18 protein-coding genes are annotated in these 21,592 nt (G+C 36.5%); 11 read left to right on the forward strand and 7 right to left on the reverse strand.

The window, feature by feature from the left end; translation table 11 throughout:
• Positions 1–2: 2 nt before the first annotated feature.
• Positions 3–1,193, forward strand: coding sequence for an enoyl-ACP reductase FabV (gene fabV / locus ES676_RS09875; protein ID WP_148370162.1), 1,191 nt, complete (start codon positions 3–5; stop codon positions 1,191–1,193).
• A 67-nt stretch (positions 1,194–1,260) separates the two neighbouring features.
• On the opposite strand, the gene ES676_RS09880 is transcribed toward fabV, so the two are convergent.
• From ES676_RS09880 to ES676_RS09890, 3 genes are all read right to left on the reverse strand, one after another.
• Positions 1,261–3,501, reverse strand: coding sequence for a transglycosylase domain-containing protein (locus ES676_RS09880; protein WP_148370163.1), 2,241 nt, complete (start codon positions 3,499–3,501; stop codon positions 1,261–1,263).
• Positions 3,502–3,600: 99 nt separating this feature from the next.
• On the reverse strand, positions 3,601–4,188 hold the full coding sequence (locus ES676_RS09885) for a hypothetical protein (protein WP_148370164.1): 588 nt from the start codon (positions 4,186–4,188) through the stop codon (positions 3,601–3,603).
• 95 nt (positions 4,189–4,283) lie between these two features.
• Positions 4,284–5,633, reverse strand: coding sequence for a DEAD/DEAH box helicase (locus ES676_RS09890; protein WP_148370165.1), 1,350 nt, complete (start codon positions 5,631–5,633; stop codon positions 4,284–4,286).
• A 414-nt stretch (positions 5,634–6,047) separates the two neighbouring features.
• On the opposite strand from ES676_RS09890, the gene ES676_RS09895 reads away from it, so the two are divergent.
• The 10 genes from ES676_RS09895 (at position 6,048) to ES676_RS09940 (ending at position 16,620) form a co-directional block, all read left to right on the forward strand.
• Positions 6,048–7,400 (forward strand): anthranilate synthase component I family protein, encoded by a 1,353-nt coding sequence (locus ES676_RS09895; RefSeq protein WP_148370166.1) that lies wholly within the window; start codon positions 6,048–6,050, stop codon positions 7,398–7,400.
• A gap of 66 nt (positions 7,401–7,466) precedes the next feature.
• Positions 7,467–8,783 carry a tRNA lysidine(34) synthetase TilS gene (tilS, locus tag ES676_RS09900; RefSeq protein ID WP_148370167.1) on the forward strand — a complete coding sequence of 439 codons (1,317 nt, stop codon included), beginning with the start codon at positions 7,467–7,469 and terminating at the stop codon, positions 8,781–8,783.
• 67 nt (positions 8,784–8,850) lie between these two features.
• A complete protein-coding gene (ade, locus tag ES676_RS09905) occupies positions 8,851–10,470 on the forward strand; it encodes an adenine deaminase (protein WP_148370168.1) in 1,620 nt (539 codons plus the stop codon).
• A 41-nt stretch (positions 10,471–10,511) separates the two neighbouring features.
• Entirely contained in the window at positions 10,512–11,471 is a 960-nt protein-coding gene (locus ES676_RS09910) for a YheT family hydrolase (protein ID WP_148370169.1), read from the forward strand.
• Between the two features lie 43 nt (positions 11,472–11,514).
• The gene (locus tag ES676_RS09915; RefSeq protein WP_148370170.1) at positions 11,515–12,114 is read left to right on the forward strand and encodes an N-acetylmuramoyl-L-alanine amidase; all 600 of its coding nucleotides are present in this window, start codon (positions 11,515–11,517) and stop codon (positions 12,112–12,114) included.
• Positions 12,115–12,119: 5 nt separating this feature from the next.
• Positions 12,120–12,587, forward strand: a complete 468-nt coding sequence (locus tag ES676_RS09920; protein ID WP_148370171.1) for a hypothetical protein — start codon at positions 12,120–12,122, stop codon at positions 12,585–12,587.
• A 36-nt stretch (positions 12,588–12,623) separates the two neighbouring features.
• Positions 12,624–12,947 carry a hypothetical protein gene (locus tag ES676_RS09925; RefSeq protein WP_148370172.1) on the forward strand — a complete coding sequence of 108 codons (324 nt, stop codon included), beginning with the start codon at positions 12,624–12,626 and terminating at the stop codon, positions 12,945–12,947.
• Between the two features lie 35 nt (positions 12,948–12,982).
• Positions 12,983–14,521 (forward strand): YifB family Mg chelatase-like AAA ATPase, encoded by a 1,539-nt coding sequence (locus tag ES676_RS09930; protein ID WP_148370173.1) that lies wholly within the window; start codon positions 12,983–12,985, stop codon positions 14,519–14,521.
• Between the two features lie 84 nt (positions 14,522–14,605).
• A complete protein-coding gene (locus tag ES676_RS09935; protein WP_148370174.1) occupies positions 14,606–15,064 on the forward strand; it encodes a hypothetical protein in 459 nt (152 codons plus the stop codon).
• Between the two features lie 716 nt (positions 15,065–15,780).
• Entirely contained in the window at positions 15,781–16,620 is an 840-nt protein-coding gene (locus ES676_RS09940; protein ID WP_246124378.1) for a sensor histidine kinase, read from the forward strand.
• A gap of 177 nt (positions 16,621–16,797) precedes the next feature.
• Here the strand turns inward: ES676_RS09940 and ES676_RS09945 are convergent, their stop codons facing one another.
• The 4 genes from ES676_RS09945 to ES676_RS09960 form a co-directional block, all read right to left on the reverse strand.
• The gene (locus tag ES676_RS09945) at positions 16,798–18,168 is read right to left on the reverse strand and encodes an aldehyde dehydrogenase (RefSeq protein WP_148370175.1); all 1,371 of its coding nucleotides are present in this window, start codon (positions 18,166–18,168) and stop codon (positions 16,798–16,800) included.
• Between the two features lie 191 nt (positions 18,169–18,359).
• Positions 18,360–19,055, reverse strand: coding sequence for an RluA family pseudouridine synthase (locus ES676_RS09950; protein WP_148370176.1), 696 nt, complete (start codon positions 19,053–19,055; stop codon positions 18,360–18,362).
• Positions 19,056–19,127: 72 nt separating this feature from the next.
• The gene (gene panB / locus ES676_RS09955; RefSeq protein WP_148370177.1) at positions 19,128–19,946 is read right to left on the reverse strand and encodes a 3-methyl-2-oxobutanoate hydroxymethyltransferase; all 819 of its coding nucleotides are present in this window, start codon (positions 19,944–19,946) and stop codon (positions 19,128–19,130) included.
• Positions 19,947–20,162: 216 nt separating this feature from the next.
• Entirely contained in the window at positions 20,163–21,590 is a 1,428-nt protein-coding gene (locus ES676_RS09960) for an L-serine ammonia-lyase (protein ID WP_148370260.1), read from the reverse strand.
• Positions 21,591–21,592 lie beyond the last annotated feature (2 nt).

A 21,592-nucleotide genomic window follows, 5' to 3' on the forward strand; every position in this document is an offset into this window, starting at 1 on the left:
GAATGATTATAGAACCAAAAACACGCGGATTTATTTGCTTAACATCACACCCAGAGGGCTGTAAAAGCAATGTTTTAAGTCAGATAAATTATATAAAAGACCATCCCACAGCAAACGGACCAAAGCGCGTTTTGGTTATAGGGGCTTCAACAGGATTTGGTTTAGCATCACGAATTACTAGTGCTTATGGTTCTAACGCCTCAACTATTGGGGTGTATTTCGAAAAACCACCTACCGACGGGCGACCGGCATCTCCGGGATATTACAACTCGGCAGCCTTCGAGACGCAAGCACACAAAGACGGTTTGTATGCAAAAAGCATCAATGGCGATGCGTTTTCTAACGCAGTTAAAGCACAAACCATAAAACTGATTAAAGAAGATTTAGGGAAAATAGATTTACTAGTGTATAGTTTGGCTTCTCCTGTGAGACAACATCCTGATACGGGCGAAAAATTTAAATCGACTTTAAAGCCTATCGGACAAACATTTACTGATAAAACGGTAGATTTCCATACGGGTGAAGTTAAAGAAATTACGATTGAGCCGTGTAACGAACAAGAAATTAAAAATACAGTCGCGGTAATGGGCGGTGAAGATTGGCAGTTTTGGATTAATGCATTACAAGAAAATGATGCTTTAGCCGAAGATTTTAAAACTGTTGCTTATTCTTATATTGGTCCTTCATTAACGGAAGCGGTTTACAGAAAAGGAACAATCGGTCGTGCTAAAGACCATTTAGAAGCTACTGCTTTTAAAATTAAAGACCAATTAAAAGCTATAAATGGTGAAGCGTATGTTTCGGTAAATAAAGCTTTGGTAACACAAGCGAGTTCGGCGATTCCTGTAATTCCTTTATATATTTCGTTGCTGTACAAAGTAATGAAAGAAGAAGGCATTCACGAAGGCTGTATCGAGCAAATAGAACGTTTGTTTAATGAGCGTTTATATGCTGAAAATATGACCTTAGACAGTGAAGGTAGAATTCGCGTTGACGATTTAGAAATGCGTGAAGACATTCAAGCAAAAGTATTAGAGCTTTGGAAAATTGCAACTACTGAAACGTTGCCTGAAATTGGCGATTTAGAAGGGTATAATACTGATTTCTTTAATTTATTCGGATTTAAAGTTGATGGGATTGATTACGATAAAGATGTTAATGAAATGGTTACTGTTCCCGGATTACAGGAGTAATTATTACATTAATAGTAAAATTATATAAAAAAAAAGAGAACCATTTGGTTCTCTTTTTTTTATACTTTTAGTTTCCGAATAAACGCTTTAAAAAGCCTTTTTCCTTGCGTTTCTCTCTCTTTTTAGCTTTTTCTTGTTCTTTTTCGAAGGAACTTTCCTTGTCTTTAAACAGTTCGAAGAATTTTTCAACACCCGTTTTTTCTTTGAAATCTTCGCAGTCCAATTGGTTGCGTTCTTCTTCGGTAAGTGATACAAAAGAAGCTGTGAGCTCTTTTTTTAAGTCGGTATTTCGTTCTGCTTTTTGTAATGTTTTGGCAACTAAAGGCAAGGCCAGTGAACTTCCTGCTCCTAAACCATTATTAAAATGAATTTTTGGCGAATTACAACCTACGCGACTAACCACCACAATATTTGGGTTGTACCCCACAAACCAAGCATCGGTGTAATCTTGAGACGTTCCTGTTTTTCCAGCTAATGGTAATGATATGCCGTATTGGTTGCGTATGCGTTGTCCCGTTCCTCGAGCAATCGCATTTTGTAATATTTCGTTTATGTAAGCTGTGGTACGTTTAGAAAGCACTTCTTTTGGCTCTTGGTTTTTATGCGCGTAAAGTATGTCTCCCGAAGCGGTTTCAATTTTCACAATAGCGTAGGGTGTGGTCGTTTTTCCTGAATTTGCGAATACACTATACGCATTTGCAACTTCATAAATACTCGCGTTTGTGGTTCCTAAAGCTAAAGAAGGCACATTTTGTAATTTAGAACTAAAGTTTAAACGTGACCAAATTGTATCTAGCTTCGTGAAATTCGTTTCTAAATATAAATTTATTGTCGGAATATTTTTAGAATTTAATAAAGCACCTTGTAAGGAATATTTTCCTCCAAAAGTACGGTCGGCATTAGTGGGATTCCAATTTTTATAATCGCTCAGTTTAATAGAATCGTTATCTAAATAATAGCACGGTTGTTTGCCACTTTCGAAAGCGGTCGCGTATAAAATCGGTTTAAAAGTGGAGGCCAATTGACGTTGCGAAAAGATTTGGTCGTAAGCATAACGTTGGTTATCAATACCGCCAACATAGGCTTTTACTGCGCCTGTTTTTGGTGACATCGCTAATAATCCCGCGTGAAGAATTGTGTTTTCTAGTTTTAAACTATCTACAATACTAATAGAATCCGTTTCCAAACCTTTCCAATTAAATACCAATTGTCGGCTTCTTAGTTTGGCAGAATCGGGATGTATTTTCATCTGTTTTAATTGTGCTTCAACCAATGTGTTTAAGGCACGCTTTTGTGACGCATTACTATTGTACTGTGCTCTTATTTTTTCTTGCATCACACTTAAATGCGACTCGAAAGCGTCTGTAGCATACGTTTGTAAGTTTTCGTTTAAAGTGGTGGAGATAATTAAACCATCTTTTTCTAAATTGTATTTTGTTTTGCTGTTTTTATTGATGGAATCAATAATTTTTGAAGCTTCTCCTTTTACATAAGTCAAAAAATGGCCTGCGTTATTTTTTGATGTCAAATTATTGTAATTCAACTTTAACGGTATTTCACTCAATGAATCTGCCGTCTTTTTATCTAAATAATCGTAGCGCTGCATCTGACTTAACACCACATTTCTACGCATTACAGCGTTTTTAGGATTTTTCTTAGGATTATAGTACGTGTTGGCTTTTAAAATACCGACAAGCACCGCAGCTTCTTCAATGGTTAAATCGCTTACTTTTTTGTTGAAATAGCGTAAAGCGGCACTTTCAATACCATAAATATTTTCACCAAAAGAGACCGTATTAAAATAGAGAGTCAGAATATTTTCTTTGGAGTAGATAGATTCAATGCGTTTGGCTTGAATAATCTCCTTAACCTTATTTACAGGAAGACTCAAAAAACCGTGGCTACTTCTTCCCGACATATTTTTAGCCAGCTGTTGCGAAATGGTGCTTCCACCGCCAGAGCGTTTGTCGCCTGTAAGTATCGATTTAAAAATAACCCGTAATAAACTTCGGGTGTCTACACCATCGTGTTCAAAAAAACGCGCATCTTCAGTGGCAACTAAAGCATCTATTAAATGTTTCGGGAACTGCTCATAACTAGCGTTCGTTCGGTTTTTGTCGAAGTATTTTCCTAAAACCACACGATTTTCAGATAAAACTACCGATGCTGTTTCGTTTTTGTAGTTGATGAGTTCGTCTTCGGTATATATTTTACCGAAAACATTCCATTTTACAGCAAGAATAAAAAGGATAAGTATTAGGAATAAGCCAATTGCTATTTTTGCAATAAGGAGTAAAATGCGTTTCAAATATATTGAGGTTTTAAAAGCGGGAAATTATAATTTCTGAAGTTGCTAAGCAGTACACTTAACAAAAATTTATACCTTATTGAGATTCTATAAAAGGAATTATGTGTGGAGCAAGTCTCTAACTCGTAGTCGTTTGCCGTAGTCTAAATCGTTAACATCTCTAATAAAACAATGCACACTTACGTCTTTGTCTTTAGCCTTAGCCACAAGTTCTTTAGCGGTAAATGGTCCAAACTCTTTGAAGTTTTCGATGTAATAAAATTCGTGATCGTTAATGAGTGCTTTTGCTTTTTTATGATATTTCGATTTTAAGAAATGGGTAACGTCTTCTATAGAATTGATACCATCTTTAACCTTATCTTCATTAATAAATAAGGCATAATCGTCCTTATCTTGATGTTCTAAAACCAAGACATCCGTATCTTTAAAATAGGCTTTAACGGTTATATTTCCATCTTCAGTTTCAATCGAAAAAATATTCTTAAAATGTATCGACCAAGAGGTTTCACTCACAATATCGTTATCTTGAATAGTGAGAATATCTTCTTCTTTAAAGACGTAAGTGGCTTTTTTCTCTGAAATACCATTTACCAAAACCCAATTCTGATTGATAAATAAGGCATCATAATGAGTCTCGTAATTAAACGAAATAAGATTGGGAAGCAGTTCTAAAATTGGTGAAGGCATTAGTTTGGCGCATATGATTCAGAATAAAAATAACGAAAATAAATTACATTTATTTTAAATTTGTTGAGAATTATAACGCGAAATACCACTAAATTTTATTTTTTATTACGTTTGTTGTAATTTTTATCACCTCGAGTTTTTGGCTTTTTATACTTGGCAGCAATTTTAAATTTATAAGAACCTCCTAAGTTTTCTTTAGAGTTTTTTGCCGATCTTTCGTGGAAAGCTTCCCCGCGCTCTTCTAACGTTTTACGTTTATGAGGATTATTTCTTTCTTTTATTTGCGGACGTTCCTCTTCGATGAGTTCGGTAGAAATCTCTACGGTTTCAGGAATTTCTAATCGCTCGATTTTCATTTGCATTAAATCTTCAATAGCTTCTAAAGATTCCTGCTCTTTTTCAGTTGAAAATAAAATAGCCTTTCCTTCGCGTTCTGCACGACCGGTTCTACCAATTCTGTGCATATAGTTTTCAGGGTATTCTGGCGTATCAAAATTAACAACGTGTGTAATATTATCAATATCTAATCCACGCGCCATAACATCGGTAGCGACCAAAATTCTGTTAAATCCTTCTCTAAATTGTTCAATACTTCGCAGTCTGTAATTTTGTGTTTTGTTAGAGTGAATCACACACAATTCGTCGTGATAAAATGCGTCTAAACTTTCGAATAGACGATCGGCCATTTTTTTGTAAGCCACAAACACCAACACTTTATTATAGGTCTCTTTATCGCGAAGTAATTCTTTTAATAAATTAAATTTCGTGTAGTAATTGGGTACATCATAACGTGTTTGGTTAATGTTTTCTAATGGTGTCCCAGAAGTCGCAACCGATACTTTTTCAGGATGAATAAAGAAATCTGAAATTAACTCATCCACATCTGTCGTCATCGTTGCCGAGAACATAATATTTTGACGACGCTCTGGTAAAATATCGAAAATATTAATGAGTTGGTGTCTAAACCCTAAGTCGAGCATTACATCCACTTCATCAATCACTAATTTTTTAATCGATTTTAATTGTAATACACGGCTTAATGCCAAATCGTATAAACGCCCAGGAGTCGCCACAATAATGTCTTGACCTTGCGCAATCGCTTGTTTTTGCGTATTAATATTGGTGCCTCCATAAACACCAAGCACGCGCGTATTAATATATTTCGCTAGTTTTTCGATTTCGTCTACTACTTGCACCACCAATTCTCGGGTAGGCACTAAGATTAAAATACGCGGGTTTTCTTGCTTAGAATACGGTAAACTTTTAAGAATAGGCAGCATATACGCAAAGGTTTTACCCGTTCCGGTTTGTGCAATTCCCACCATATCTTTCCCGCCAGCGATAACGCCGTAAGCTTCGGACTGAATGGGCGTTGGCGTGGTAAAGCCTAAGTCGTTAAGTCCGTTGTATAATGAGGTATTTAAATTTAAATCTTGAAAAGTCACGCTATTATATTTTAATTATGCTGCAAAGGTAACTTTTAAAACTTAATCTGTTTTACATTCTTGCGTTTTTGGTGAAAATGGTGTTAAATACTATTTAAAATGGTAGTATGCGTTATATTCTATTCCATTTAAAATCCAAAATAAGGCAATCTCTAAACGGTTTAGACCTACAAATATTGAAACGATTATACCATAAATCACAAATGTCCGATTTTAAATAGTTTAATTTTATTAATCTTAGTAAAATCCGGGAGTGCTAAGCTCTTAAAAGAATAACTTTCTTAGTAGTAATTGATTTAAGTAGGATGGCGTGCACATTTTTTAAAAATTCTATTTACTTTTTGGAAATTTAGAACCCCGTCGTCATTCTTGATTTTAAAAGTGAAGCGGTATTGTGTCTTTTATTGGACAATAATGAGCATAAATAGCTTAATTCTTAATAAATTTGTCATCAACAGTTATAAAATAGTAGTATTGAGGAATAAGTCGGTATATAATAAGGAGGACATTGCTGCCTTTAAGTGTAAACTTTTAGTATGGTCGCAACAATTTGACGATGTCGTTTGGTTAGATTCTAATAACTACACGCAACAGTATTCTAGTTATGACGCCGTTTTAGCGGTCGATGCGTTTACAGCCATCCAAACCGATTATCAAGAGGCCTTCAATACTTTAGATGAGTACCAAAAAAGTACTAAAGATTGGATTTTTGGCTATTTAACCTACGATTTAAAGAATGATACCGAAGCGTTACAATCTCGTAATTTCGACGGATTAGGCTTTCCTGATTTGTATTTTTTTCAGCCGAAGAAACTCTTTTTAATCAAAGGAAATACCGTAGAAACACAATATTTAAAGGCTGTTGAAGACGAGCTGGAAAAGGACTTGTTAGCGATTGAAGACCAAAAAGAAAATCCAACAACTTCCGAAACGTCTACGCTAAAAATGAAGCAACGCATTCCTGAAAAGGCTTATTACGATAAGTTAAACACACTGTTAACTCACATTCACCGTGGCGATATTTACGAGGCTAATTTTTGTCAGGAGTTTTATGCCGAAAATGCCACCATAAATCCATTAGAAACGTATTTAAAACTGAATGCCATTTCAAAACCGCCATTTGCAACCTTCTTAAAATCGGGAGATAAATTCTTACTATCGGCAACACCAGAGCGGTATTTAAAAAAGGAAGGCACCAAAATAATTTCGCAACCTATAAAAGGAACTTCAAAACGAGAGCAAGATAGTACTAAAGATGAAGCTTTAAAAAACGCATTAGGGTCCGATGAAAAAGAACGCAGCGAGAATATAATGATTGTCGATTTAGTACGTAACGATTTATCGCATACAGCAAGGCGTGGCAGCGTAAAAGTGGAAGAATTGTGCAAAATATATTCTTTCGAGCAAGTGCATCAAATGATTTCTACGGTAGTTTCAGAAGTTGAAGAAACCACAAGCCCTATAAAAATTCTTCAAACGACGTTCCCAATGGGAAGTATGACAGGCGTTCCAAAAATTTCAGCCTTAACTATTATTGAAAAACTTGAAGAAACTAAACGGGGATTGTATTCTGGAGCCGTAGGTTATATTACGCCAGATGGTGATTTTGATTTTAATGTGGTAATCCGGAGTATTCTATATAATACAACCAAAAAATACGTCTCCTATTCCGTTGGTGGTGCGATTACAGCAAAAAGCAATCCTCAAAAAGAATATGAAGAGTGCGGTATTAAGGCTAAAGCAATGCGCGACGTACTCGAAAACTAGTTTAACTTACAATGCTTTCTTACATTTGTAATAGGGATAATTAATTCTAATATTTAAATCCATACCGTGGAAAACACCTTTAAAAACCATATAAACAAACAGCTCCCTTTTTTAAAAGACAGCCGCCTATTAATCGCTATTTCTGGGGGATTAGATAGTGTGGTACTTACACATTTGTGCAAAAATGCAGGATTGAATGTCGCTTTGGCACATTGCAATTTTAATTTACGACCCGGAGATTGCGACCAAGACGAAACTTTTGTGGTGGCCCTTGCCGATGCCTTGGATACAGAAGTGTTTGTACAAAGTTTTGATACCAATGCGTTTTCCGAGGCACATAAAATATCGACGCAAATGGCAGCGCGTGACTTGCGTTATACGTGGTTTAACGAACTCATTACGTTGTTAAAATTCGATTATGTATTAACTGCGCATCATGCGGACGATGCTCTAGAAACGGTTTTGATTAATTTATCTCGGGGCACTGGCTTAGATGGTTTAACGGGAATCCCGGAAGTTAATGAGACTGTTGTAAGACCATTATTACCCTTTTCAAGAGCTGAAATTGAAAATTATGCTAAAATAAATAATATAGAATGGCGAGAGGATAGCAGCAATGCATCTACAAAATATCTACGCAATAAATTACGTCACGATATTATTCCACAGTTAAAAGAAATTAATCCGCAATTTTTAAGCAATTTCAAAAATACGTTGTCGCATTTGAAAGCGAGTCAGGCGATTGTAAACGAGAGTTTAGATTTAGTATTAAAAGAAGCGGTGTTGTTTTCGGATGCTGTTACCACGAAATTCAGTATTTCTGTTTTACAAGACTTAAAGTCTACAGAAGCCTTCTTATATGAAATATTTAAAGATTTTGGGTTTAATAGTGGTGCTGCAATTGGCGATTTAATGACAGCGCAATCTGGAAAGCAATTATTAAGCGACACACATCTCCTTTTAAAAAATAGAGCGGAATTAGTATTGACGTTAAAATCGGAAAGCGATGGCGAAGATTGTATTACAATAACACAAGGTGTCGAGCGGATTAAAATAAATAGTGGAACTTTAGTTATTACGGAAGTCGCTTCTATTTCAGAGCATAACGCAAACACTGTTTTTGTTGATAAAGACTCACTTCAATTTCCATTAACTGTTAGAGCTTGGGAAAATGGGGATTACTTTTATCCTTTAGGAATGCAAGGGAAAAAGAAACTGAGCAAATTTTTTAAGGATGAAAAACTATCTGTTTTAGAGAAAGAAAGAGCTGAATTATTGTGCACTAACGACGACATTGTCTGGGTGATTAACAAGCGCTTGGATAACAGGTTTAAAGTGACAGAAAATACAACCCAGATTTTAAAAATAACCATTGAAGCGTAAACAATACTGCGCATTTATAAACACTGTCTTAGTTTAAACGGCAGTAATAATATAAAAATTACCGAAAATGACACTACAAGGGCAAATCGTCGATATACAAAATAAACGCATATACAAAGGAGAAATTACAATTGAAGGGGGGAAAATAGCAGCGATTGAAGCGAAAGATCACGCCATTGAGACTTACATTTTGCCTGGCTTTGTAGATGCGCATATTCATATTGAAAGCTCGATGCTAGTGCCTAGTGAGTTCGCAAAATTGGCAGTGACACACGGTACCGTTTCTACAGTTTCCGATCCTCACGAAATCGCCAATGTGTTGGGTGTTAAAGGTGTGGCGTTTATGATTGAAAACGGAAAGCAAACGCCCTTTAAATTTAATTTTGGCGCTCCGTCTTGTGTGCCAGCAACCGATTTCGAGTCGGCTGGCGCCAGTATCGATGCCGATGCGATTAAAACCTTAATGGCGAATCCAGATATAAAATACCTCGCCGAAATGATGAATTATCCGGGTGTTTTATTCGATGATGCGCAGGTTTTAGAAAAAATAAAGTGGGCAAAACACTATAATAAACCCGTCGATGGACACGCGCCAGGTTTAAAAGGAGAGGCGATTACAAAGTATATTGCGGCAGGAATTTCTACCGATCACGAATGTTTTACGTACGATGAGGCTTTAGAAAAACTTCAAAAAGGAATGACAGTGATTATTCGCGAGGGGAGTGCCGCTAAAAACTTTGAAGCTTTAATCGATTTGCTACCAGAGCATTTTGAAAATATGATGTTTTGTAGTGACGATAAGCATCCGGACGATTTAATAGTGAGTCATATTAATGCGTTGTGTGCTCGCGCGGTGGCAAAAAAAATGGATCTATTTAATGTTTTGCAAGTGGCATGCATTAATCCGGTGAAACATTACAATCTTGATGTTGGCTTACTTCAAAAAGGCGATGCTGCCGATTTTATAGTAGTCGAAGATTTAAAGGACTTCAAAACAGTAACGACTTACATTAATGGAAACGCCGTCTTTTCAGAAGGTGTCGCACATATTAAAGACGTGGCCTTTCAAAATCTGAATAACTTTAATACCGACCCTAAAACGGTTCAGGAATTTAAATACACGTCTTCAGCAAAAAAAATAAGAGTTATTGAATGTTTAGATGGCGCATTAGTCACCAACGAAATTATTGCCGATGCCGTAATTGAAAATGGAAATTTGGTGTCTAATACCGAAAATGACGTCTTAAAAATGACAGTTGTTAACCGGTATCAAAATCAAAAACCGGCGATTGCGTTTATAAAGAATTTTGGATTAAAAGAAGGAGCGATTGCGAGCTCCGTGGGGCACGATTCTCATAATATAATTGCAGTTGGCGCTACAGATGCCGCCATTTGCGAAGCGGTAAATGCTATTATCGACGCCAAAGGTGGTATTTGCGCGGTTAAAAACGATACTGTTAAAACCGTCGCTTTACCCGTAGCGGGAATTATGAGTGATAAAGATGGGTACACGATTGGTAAGCAATACGCAGCACTGGATGCGATGGCAAAAACAATGGGGTGCACGCTAAATGCACCATATATGACCTTATCTTTTATGGCGTTGTTGGTTATTCCAGCTCTAAAATTAAGTGATAAAGGCTTATTTAACGGCACCGATTTTAAATTTACACCATTAGAAGTGTAAGCAAATAGTAGTATCTTAACCGTTTTAAATACAGGAGTACAATGCCCATTATTACCTCGCAATACAAGCCGCCATTTTTTACTAAAAACCCGCATATAGCGACCATATATTCTGGCCTATTTCGCAGGGTTCGTGGTGTTGTACAAAAGCGTGAACGCGTGACGCTTGCCGATGGCGATTTTATGGATTTAGATTGGAGTTTTTCAAAACAAAAATCTAATAAATTAATTGTTTTGCTTCACGGTTTAGAAGGTGATGCTCAACGACATTATATGTTGGGTGCCGCAAAACTGTTTAATGAAGCGGAAGGCGATGCGGTTTGCGTCAATTTTAGAGGATGCAGTGGTGAGGAAAATAGTAAATTTCGCTCGTACCATTCTGGGGTTGCCGAAGATTTAGAAGAAGTTATTCAATTTATTTTAAATGAAAAGCAATACACTCATATTTACTTAAATGGCTTTAGTTTAGGTGGTAACGTTATCTTAAAATACTTGGGCGAAACCCCTAATATACCGTCTGAAATTAAAGGAGCTGTCGCCGTTTCTGTGCCTATTCATTTAAAAGGGTCGATGCTAGAGCTGCACACCTTTAAAAACATCTTGTACAACATTCGCTTTAAACAGCATCTTTTAGATAAATTGAAACGGAAACATAAATATTTTCCCGAAGAATTATCCGCAAAAACCATTAAGAAAGTGAAAACACTAAAGGATTTTGATGATGTTTATACCTCTAAAGCACACGGTTTTAAAGATGCTTACGATTATTATAAAAAAAGTAGTAGCCTTCAATTTTTGCCAAATATTTCGGTACCTACGTTATTGCTAAATGCCTTAAACGATTCTTTTTTATCTTCCGAATGTTATCCCATTAAAGAAGCAATGGCCAATCCGAATTTATACTTAGAAATGCCTGATTACGGAGGACACGTTGGGTTTTATGAAAAAAACAGCTTGTATTACAGCGAAAAACGCACATTAGAATTTATTCAATCTATTTAAATCTTATTTTTTACTAACTTTAAGGGAATCAATACGTTTCGCTATGTTAGTGCTTTTAGATAATGGTCACGGCGGTCTTATAAATGGTGTTTACCAAACTGCTGGTAAGCAAAAAGATTGGTGTGAAAATGGTGTGTTTTATGAAGGTGAATTTAATCGCGCCATTGTAAATGGTATTATCGAACAGCTTACACGGTTAACTATTTCTTACGTTAATATTGCTCCCGAATATCGCGACGTCACCTTACGAACACGCGTAAATAGAGCGAATGTCTATAATTCTAATAACGCTTTTTTATTAAGTATTCACTCTAATGCTGGAGGAGGTTCCGGTTTCGAAGTATTTACCACGCCCGGAGAAACACGCAGCGATCCTATCGCGACTATTTTTGGCCATGCTTTTAAATCTGAATTTCCAGAGCAAACGCTTCGAGAGGACTATACCGATGGTGATTTAGATAAGGAGCGCCGCTTTTATATATTGAGGAAAACCAATATGCCCGCAATATTAACCGAGAATTTCTTTATGGATAATATTAAAGACTTCCAATCCTTTTTAGACACTAGAGAAGGTCGGCAACGCATCGTTAATTTTCACGTTAATGCGATAGTAACCGTTAAAAATAATCTATACAAAACCTAAATAGTATGCTTTTAAAAAAACAATATTCTCGGTCTCTTTTAGTAGTTGTATTAACTTTTTTAGCGCTGTCGTGCCAGAGTTTAAAAACGGCTGTTTACGACCAATATTCGTATCAACAAGCGATTTCTTTAAAAGTAGAAAGTGATGCGTTAATAGATCAAGCGACAAACATTTTTTCCGATCACGAAGAAGCGGTAGCAACTTTACGTTTAGAATTGAAGAAATTAGTAGAGTACGAGAAAAATAAACCGAGTAACTCGATTTCGTATGCTATGCTTCAGTTAATGGCTAATGAAGACAGAAATCTTTTAGCCGGTTTTTTAAAACGATGGGAAGATGAAGAGCAATTGTCTGAAGCTTTTACTACTGAAGCTAAAGCACAAATTAGGGAAGCTTTCGATTTAATTATTAAGTACGAAGCTGATAAAAATAAAACCAACACGACCAATATTCTTGATTTTTTAGAAGACTAACCGCATGTAAAATACTTCATTTAACACCTTAAACTTATGGATTTCGAAGAACTATTAAAACTGATAAAAGAAGAATTGATTCGCGTTTTAGGTGAAAGCTATTCAGAATATAAAGAAGAAACAAAGGAAGATATTGAAGCTTTTTTGGCCGCTTCACGCGTAAAATTAGAACGTTGGACAACACTTTTAGTGTCTGAAGATTTAACCGTTACGGATTATGAATGGTTAGTGAAAAGTCAAAAAGACATTTTAGTATTGGAAGCTTTGTATAAAGCAGGCGCTTCAAAACGCAGATTGGGGCATTTAAAAAATAAAATAATTAAAACGGTGGTCGATACCGTTGTTCGTGCAGTATTATAAAATTTTTCTTACATTGTTATCAAAACCAACCGTTTATGCTGAAAAAAGTTTTTGGAAGTGCCGTTTTTGGTGTCGAAGCGACAACAATTACCGTAGAAGTTAATGTGAATGGCGGCATTGGCTATCATTTAGTAGGCTTGCCCGATAATGCCATTAAAGAAAGTAATTACCGTATTGCTGCGGCACTGCAAAATAACGGCTATAAAATACCCGGAAAGAAAATAACAATTAATATGGCGCCTGCCGATTTACGCAAGGAGGGAAGTGCCTACGATTTAACGTTGGCTATTGGCATTCTCGTAGCGTCTAAGCAAATTAAAGCCGACGCTTTAGGCGATTATATCATTATGGGAGAATTGTCTTTAGATGGCGGTTTACAGCCTATTCGGGGTGTGTTACCAATCGCTATTAAAGCAAAAGAAGAGGGGTTTAAAGGGTTTATTTTACCCACGCAAAATGCTAAAGAAGCAGCCATTGTAAATGGACTCACGGTTTACGGCGTGGATAATATAAATCAGGTCATTCAGTTTTTTGATAAGAATGAACCGCTGGAGCAAACCATAATAGATACGAAAGAAGAGTTCGAAAAGAATTTAAACTTCCCTGAATTCGATTTTAGCGATGTTAAAGGTCAGGAATCCATTAAGCGTTGTATGGAAATTGCGGCTGCTGGCGGACATAATATTATTTTAATTGGACCGCCGGGTGCAGGAAAAACGATGCTAGCGAAACGCTTACCCAGTATTTTACCACCAATGACATTAAACGAAGCATTAGAAACAACCAAAATACATTCGGTTGCTGGGCGTATCAAAGCAAATATTGGTATTATGGCGCAACGGCCATTTCGGAGCCCACACCACACAATTTCTAATGTAGCCCTCGTCGGTGGAGGAAGTTATCCGCAACCCGGAGAAATATCATTATCGCACAACGGCGTTTTATTTCTTGATGAATTACCCGAATTTAAACGCGAAGTCCTCGAGGTAATGCGGCAACCGCTAGAAGATAGGGAGGTGACAATCTCTAGAGCGAAATTTACGGTAACCTATCCCTCGTCTTTTATGTTAGTAGCGAGTATGAACCCGAGTCCCAGTGGTTATTTTAACGATCCTAGTGCGCCGGTCACTTCTAGTCCTGCCGAAATGCAACGGTACCTTAGTAAAGTTTCTGGGCCGTTGTTAGACAGAATAGATATTCATATTGAAGTGACGCCAGTGCCGTTTGAAAAATTAAGTGACGAGCGCAAAGGGGAATCTTCAGTAGAGATTAGAAAACGCGTTACACTGGCGAGAGCACTGCAAACACAACGTTTCGAAGACTCTTTAACGGTGCATTACAACGCGCAAATGAATACCAAACAGATTAGAAAACATTGCGAGCTAGACGAACCGTCCAAAGGGCTCTTAAAAACAGCTATGGAACGTTTAAATCTTTCTGCTCGTGCGTACGACCGTATTTTAAAAGTATCGCGAACCATTGCCGATTTAGAGGGCGCTACTTCAATTAACGGCGCACATATAAGTGAGGCCATCCAATATAGAAGTTTAGACCGCGAAGGCTGGTTAGGATAAAAGCGTATTAAACTAGAACTGTTAAAAAAAACTTTTCTATTTTTGGTCTCTAAATAATTAACAATTAAACGCTATTAATCAATTATGTTGACATTAGGGATTTTAGTACTCGGTATTATTATAGGAGGAGGAATTACTTACCTATTATTAAAAAACTCATTAAGCTCTCAAGGTCCTGGAGTGCCTATTGTTCCTGCGGGAGTAATTACGCCAGTACAAGCAAGAGATCTTGACGAAAACTGGACAACATTAAGAAAAGTAGCAAACGATACCGCTGCAGCAAAACCAGACAATCGCTCGTCGTGGTATTCGTTGGCAGATATGGAAAATTTTATTACGCTTACAAAATCTGAAAACGCAAAAACAAATGGGTTTCGTATGTATTTAGGTGTTAAAACCACAGAAACTGACGAAACAGGTTACACAACAATTTTTATGGTAGCTACCGAAGATGATCGCGGTGCAAATAAAGATATTCCAACCGCTAAAGTTCTAGATATGGGTGGTGCTGGTTACCCACCACAAGCTAATTACCCACAATAATTTAATTTTGGAAGATTTTATACTAAAAAATTACATCTCTTTAGTTTATTTTTTTGAAGCAACGGTGATTGTAATAGGATTAATAAATTTCAAGAAATATAAGGGTACTGCGGCTAAATATTTTATATACTTTACAATCTACGCTTTAATTGTAGAGTTATTAGGGCTTTATACGGAATGGATTGAACAAAATGATTCTTTATGTTGGATTTATTATCTTGTAGAAGGTACTATTTTTAGTAGAAACTATTGGTTCTTTCAATTTTTTTGGATTATTGTTAGTCCTTTATTTTATTCTTTTTATTATTTCAAGGTTGCTAAAAGCGCTCTCTTAAAAAAAAGCATTAAATATGTCGCTCTTATTTTTGCTGTAGTATCGATAGCATTGCTTTTTATTAACTATAAGGTGTTTTATACTAACTTTTATTCCCCAATAAGTTTATTAGGGTTGCTTATTATTTTGTTTTTAGTGTTCTCTTTCTTTATAGAACTTATACAATCAGATTCGATTTTGGTTTTCTATAGGTCGTTGTCTTTTTATATAAGTGTAGGGATTTTAGTCTTCTGGTTATTAACAATACCACTAGAATTTTATGAAAAGTATTATAATATTTATGACTATGGTTATATTTATTTAAAATTTAAAGTGTATCTCTTTTCAATTTTATTTATGAATTTAAGTTTTGCAGTAGGTTTAATTGTTTCAAATACTAAAAATGAATAACGTTTTACTTTTTTTTATAAATCAAAATGTGTCTACTGCTTCCGAGCGATACTTGCTCGTTTATATGATTGGCGTTTTGTTTACCGTCTGTGCACTTATTATAATCTTTTTTATAGTGTTTCAAAAGCGGAAAAATAAATTGCTTTTAGAAAAAATAGAACGTGAGCAAGCATTTCAAGAGGAGATTTCTATTACCCAAATTGAAATTCAAGAGCAAACACTAAAAAATATAGGTCAAGAATTACACGATAATGTGGGCCAAATTTTATCGGTTGCGAATATGAATATGAGTATTTTGGCGATGCAAGTACCTGCAGAGCTTAAAGGATCATTTTCCGATACTAAAAATGCCGTAAAAGATAGTTTAAGCGAATTACGTGCCTTATCTAAAACCTTGAATAGCGATGTCATTTCTAATCGAGGATTTCAAGAGTCTATTACAGGTGAAATTAACCGATTAAATAAATTAAAATTAGTAAACGCCACTATAGAAATTGTGGGCGATCCAATGCTTTTTACGGAAGGGAAACAGAGTATTATCTTATTTAGAATTCTTCAGGAATGTATTTCAAATACCGTAAAATATGCCCAGGCAACAGTCTTTAAAGTGGTTTTAAACTATACTGAAGAAGCGCTGCTAATTTCAGCAGAAGATAACGGAAAAGGTTTCGACATGGCTTCCGCGGAAAAAGGATCGGGTTTAATTAATATGAAAAATAGAGCAGAACTTATAAATTCAGAATTTAAGTTAACGTCTTCTGAAGGTAATGGAATGCAATTACAATTAGAATACCCGTATCAAGAAGCTTTTTTAAATGTCTCGAAAAGATAAACGCTCTTTTGCAAAAGATGCAAGAGTGCTTTGCATTTAGAGTCAAGAATCAACATTTTTATAAGACACAAAATAGTTTTGCATTTAGAGTCAAAATGTAACTAGCTTAAAATAGTGTCTACGCTAGCGCAGTTGGGAGATTTTTAAAGACGAAAAATACTAATGTATCGCTGAAGACTACAACCATTTTAGAATTCGTTTTATAAAACTAAGCTTGTTATTATAGGGCGCATAACGCAACGGTAAATCCAGCCAATTCGATTTTTTAACAATCGCTTTTTGATGCGAAAAAGTATCGAAAGATAATTTACCATGATAGGCTCCAATACCGCTATTTCCTACACCTCCAAATGGCAATCTGTGGTTTATAAAATGGATAATCGTATCGTTAATAACCCCGCCACCAAAACTGTATTTAGCAATAATTTCTTTGTAAAAAGCAGTGTTTTTGGTAAATACGTAAAGCGACAGCGGTTTATCGTAGCTTAAAATAATAGCGTCTAATTCTGAAGTCTTTGTATACGAAATAACCGGAAGAATAGGGCCGAAGATTTCATCTTTCATCACTTCGCTACCCAAAGTCGGTTCGTCGATAATAGTCGGAGAAATGTATAATGCCTCACTAGAGGTTATTCCGCCAATAACGCAGTTTTCATTTTTTAGCATTGTGTTCAACCGCTCAAAGTTTTTAGCATTAATAATGCGTGCATAATCGTGAGACGCTTGTGGGTTTTTAGAATATGCTTTTTGTATTTCGGCTTTTAGTGCGGTGTAAAACGCCTCTTTTTTGGAGTGATGGATTAAAACATAATCGGGAGCAATACACGTTTGGCCTGCATTTAAAAATTTACCCCAAACAATACGTTTTGCCGTTAATGCGATAGGAGCGGTTTCGTCTATAATACATGGGTTTTTACCACCCAGCTCTAAGGTGGTAGGCGTTAAATGATGGGCAGCAGCTTTAGCCACAATTTTACCCACGTTTACGCTGCCGGTAAAAAAGATATAATCCCAACGCTGTGCCAGTAATTCTTCCGAAACGTCTACGCCACCTTCAATCACTACCACGTGTTCCGGTTTAAAGACTTTAGAGACGATCTCGTTAAGTAATGCTGAGGTGTTTGGCGTGAGTTCGCTAGGTTTTAATACGGCAGTGTTTCCGGCGGCTATTGCAGCAATTAACGGTGCCATTGCCAATTGATACGGATAATTCCACGGCGCGATGATTAAAACGGTACCGTAAGGCTCAGAATAAATTTTATCGGTAGAAGGGAAGTTCAATAACGATGGGAACACGCGTTCCGGTTTTGCCCAGCCGCTTAGCTTTTTCAACGTCATATCAATTTCTGAAATGACAACAGCAGTTTCAGATAATACACTTTCAAACGCAGGCTTATTAAAATCTTTTTTTAAGGCTGAAATTATGGCGTCTTCCCGTTGAATTAATGTCGTTTTTAAAGCTTTTAACTTCTCTTTTCTAAAGGAAACAGATTTGGTTTCACCCGATAGAAAATAGCTTTTTTGAGACTGCACACTGTTTGAAATCATACTCGTTTTATTAACTGAATTAATTGTGGTAGTAATCGCTGTTTTAACTGAGGAAAAGATACTGATTTAAAGTTTAATGTGCTTAAAAGGAACAGAAATCAAAACTATTCACCAATAACCATTCACTTTTAAAGCTTCTAGTGTTTCGCAAAAGCATTCAAAATGAAGAGGAAATTAAATAAAAAAAGAAACTACAAACACGCGTTCCAAATCGGATCGTTTGGTAACGGTGCTTCAATAGTTAAATCGACATTAGATACCGGATGTTTAAAAGCAATCGCTCTAGCGTGTAAACTAATGCTCGCATCTCTATTACTGCGATCAAATCCGTATTTTAAATCGCCTTTTATAGGAGAACCAATACGCGACAATTGCGAACGAATTTGATGATGACGCCCGGTTTCTAGATTCACTTCCAATACATAATAATTATCTAAAGCTTTTAAAATGGTGTAATGTAAAATGGCTTTTTTACTTTCTGGCACTTCCTTAATATAGGCCGTAGACTTATTGTTTTTAGGATTCTTTTTAAGATAATGAATTAAGGTATCGGCCTCTTTTTCGGGTTTATTCTTTACTAGAGCCCAATACGTTTTGGAGATGTCTTTAGAAACAAATAACTTGTTTAGTCGTGGTAATGCTTTCGAGGTTTTCGAAAAAATAACCAAACCCGTTGTTGGTCTGTCTAAGCGATGCACCGTGCCTAAATACACCTTGCCGGGCTTATCGTGCTTTATGGCAATATATTCTTTAACGACATCGCTAAGCGGTTTATCGCCCGTTTTATCGCCTTGTACAATATCTCCCGCGCGCTTATTAACCACGATTATATGGTTGTCTTCGTAAAGCACTTGTAAGTTGGAGGCGTTAGATAAAATTTTGGACACTACGTAAATAATTTAGAAAATCAATAGACCATAAAAAAAGCAAACTATTAAAGTTGAATAGCGCTTTTAAAATTAATACTGTTCGGTATCGTTAGGGAAATCTCCGCTTTTAATATCTTCTTTATAGTGCTGGAAAGCAGAAGTCATCTCTTCATAAAGATTCATATAACGACGTAAAAATCGCGGATTGAATTCGTGTGTCATCCCGATCATATCGTGCGTTACTAGCACTTGTCCGTCTACACCATTTCCAGCACCAATACCAATAACAGGAATCGAAACACTCTCGGCAACTTCTTTCGCTAGCTTTGCAGGGATTTTCTCTAAAACAATGGCAAAACAGCCCGCTTTTTCTAATAAAAGAGCATCTTCTTTTAAGCGCTCTGCTTCTTCATCTTCTTTAGCACGCACGGTGTAGGTACCAAATTTATAAATAGATTGCGGCGTTAAACCTAAATGGCCCATAACCGGAATACCGGCGTTTATAATACGCTTAATAGATTCTTTAATTTCTTTACCACCCTCAATTTTCACGGCGTGTCCGCCACTTTCTTTCATAATTCTAATCGAAGAACGCAGCGCCTCTTTCGGGTCACTTTGGTAACTTCCAAAAGGCAAATCGACTACCACTAAAGCGCGTTCTACGGCTCTCACCACCGATGAGGCATGATAAATCATTTGGTCTAAAGTAATAGGTAACGTCGTTTCGTGACCCGCCATAACATTACTCGCAGAATCGCCCACTAAAATAACATCTATACCCGCGCCATCAACAATTTTTGCCATAGTATAATCGTAGGCCGTAAGCATCGATATTTTTTCGCCGTTAGTCTTCATATCGACTAACGATTTTACGGTAATTCTTTTGTATTGTTTTTTAGCTACAGACATAGTCTTGAATATTGTGTTTTAATTGTAGTGTAAAAGTAGTAAATTATGAATAACCAGTTGCATTTATTTATTTGCGCAAGCGGAATCGCTAATCGTTCAATTTACAAGTGATTATACTTTTTGAATAGGTGAAACGAGTTTCAGCATTTTTAAAAACCTCATTTTTCTGAAGCTTTATGGGCTAGTTTACATAATTCCGACCCTTAAAAATGGCGCTTAACAATCTGATAAATTCACACGAACTGCCAGTCCGCCTTCGCTAGTTTCCTTATATTTTGTGTTCATATCTTTTGCGGTTTCCCACATAGTATCGACTACTTTATCCAACGGCACTTTTACGTTTTTAGGATCGGTTTCTAGCGCTAATTCGGCGGCATTAATCGCTTTAATAGCTCCCATAGAATTCCGTTCTATACACGGTATTTGCACCAAGCCACCAATAGGGTCGCAGGTTAAACCTAGGTGGTGTTCCATTGCAATTTCGGCAGCAATCATAACCTGTTCTGGCGAACCTCCTAACAATTCACATAGTGCTGCGGCAGCCATTGCCGACGATACGCCAATTTCTGCTTGGCAACCGCCCATTGCGGCACTAATCGTTGCTCCTTTTTTAAAGATGCTTCCAATTTCTCCAGCAACCAATAAGAATTGTTTAATTTCTTTAAAACCAGCATTGTGGTCTTCAATAACTAAATAGTACATCAATACCGAAGGAATAACACCCGCGCTTCCGTTTGTTGGAGCTGTTACAACGCGACCTAAAGACGCATTGACTTCGTTTACACTCAACGCAAAACAGCTTACCCATTTTAGTATTTGTCTAAACTTAACTTCACTCTGTCTAATGCTATGCATCCATTCGGTAGCGTTAACATAAGGCACTTCAATATTTAAGTTTTTATGCATATCGAACGCACGACGACGTACATTTAAACCACCCGGTAAATGCCCCTCTGTATGGCAGCCTAAAAACATACACTCTAGCATAGTGTCCCAGATTCTGTTAAACTCAAAATCTATCTCTTCATCGCTACGCAGTGAGCGTTCGTTTTCTAAAACAATTTCAGAAATCGATTTATTTTCGGCAATACAAAACGCTAAGAGTTCGGTTGCTTTATCAACAGGAAACGGGAAATCTTTCTTTAATTCCTTCTTTTCTTTATCAACAGTACGTTCTTCTTTTACTACAAAACCACCACCAATAGAGTAGAAGGTAGACTGGTGTAATACTTCGTTTTGTGCATTAAAAGCCGTAAAACACATACCGTTAGCATGAAAAGGTAAGAACGATTTATTATAAACAATATCCGTTTCCGGATTAAAATTAATAGCGCGCTCGTTGTTTAAAATCAGCGTATGTGTATTCTTAATGGAAGCGATTATACTGTCCATAGTATCTGTTGGTATAGATTCTGGATCAGAACCATTTAAACCAAGCATTGTTGCTAGATCTGTAGCGTGGCCTTTTCCTGTTAAAGACAAAGAGCCATATAGATCAATTTTAACGTGGTCAATTGAGCTAAAAACATCCTCCGATTTTAATTCATAAATCCATCGTTCACCAGCACGCCAAGGGCCTAAAGTATGCGAACTTGATGGTCCAACGCCTATTTTTAACATGTCAAAAACCGAAATGCACTCCATTA

This window comes from Bizionia saleffrena (assembly GCF_008086175.1).
Lineage (GTDB): Bacteria > Bacteroidota > Bacteroidia > Flavobacteriales > Flavobacteriaceae > Bizionia > Bizionia saleffrena.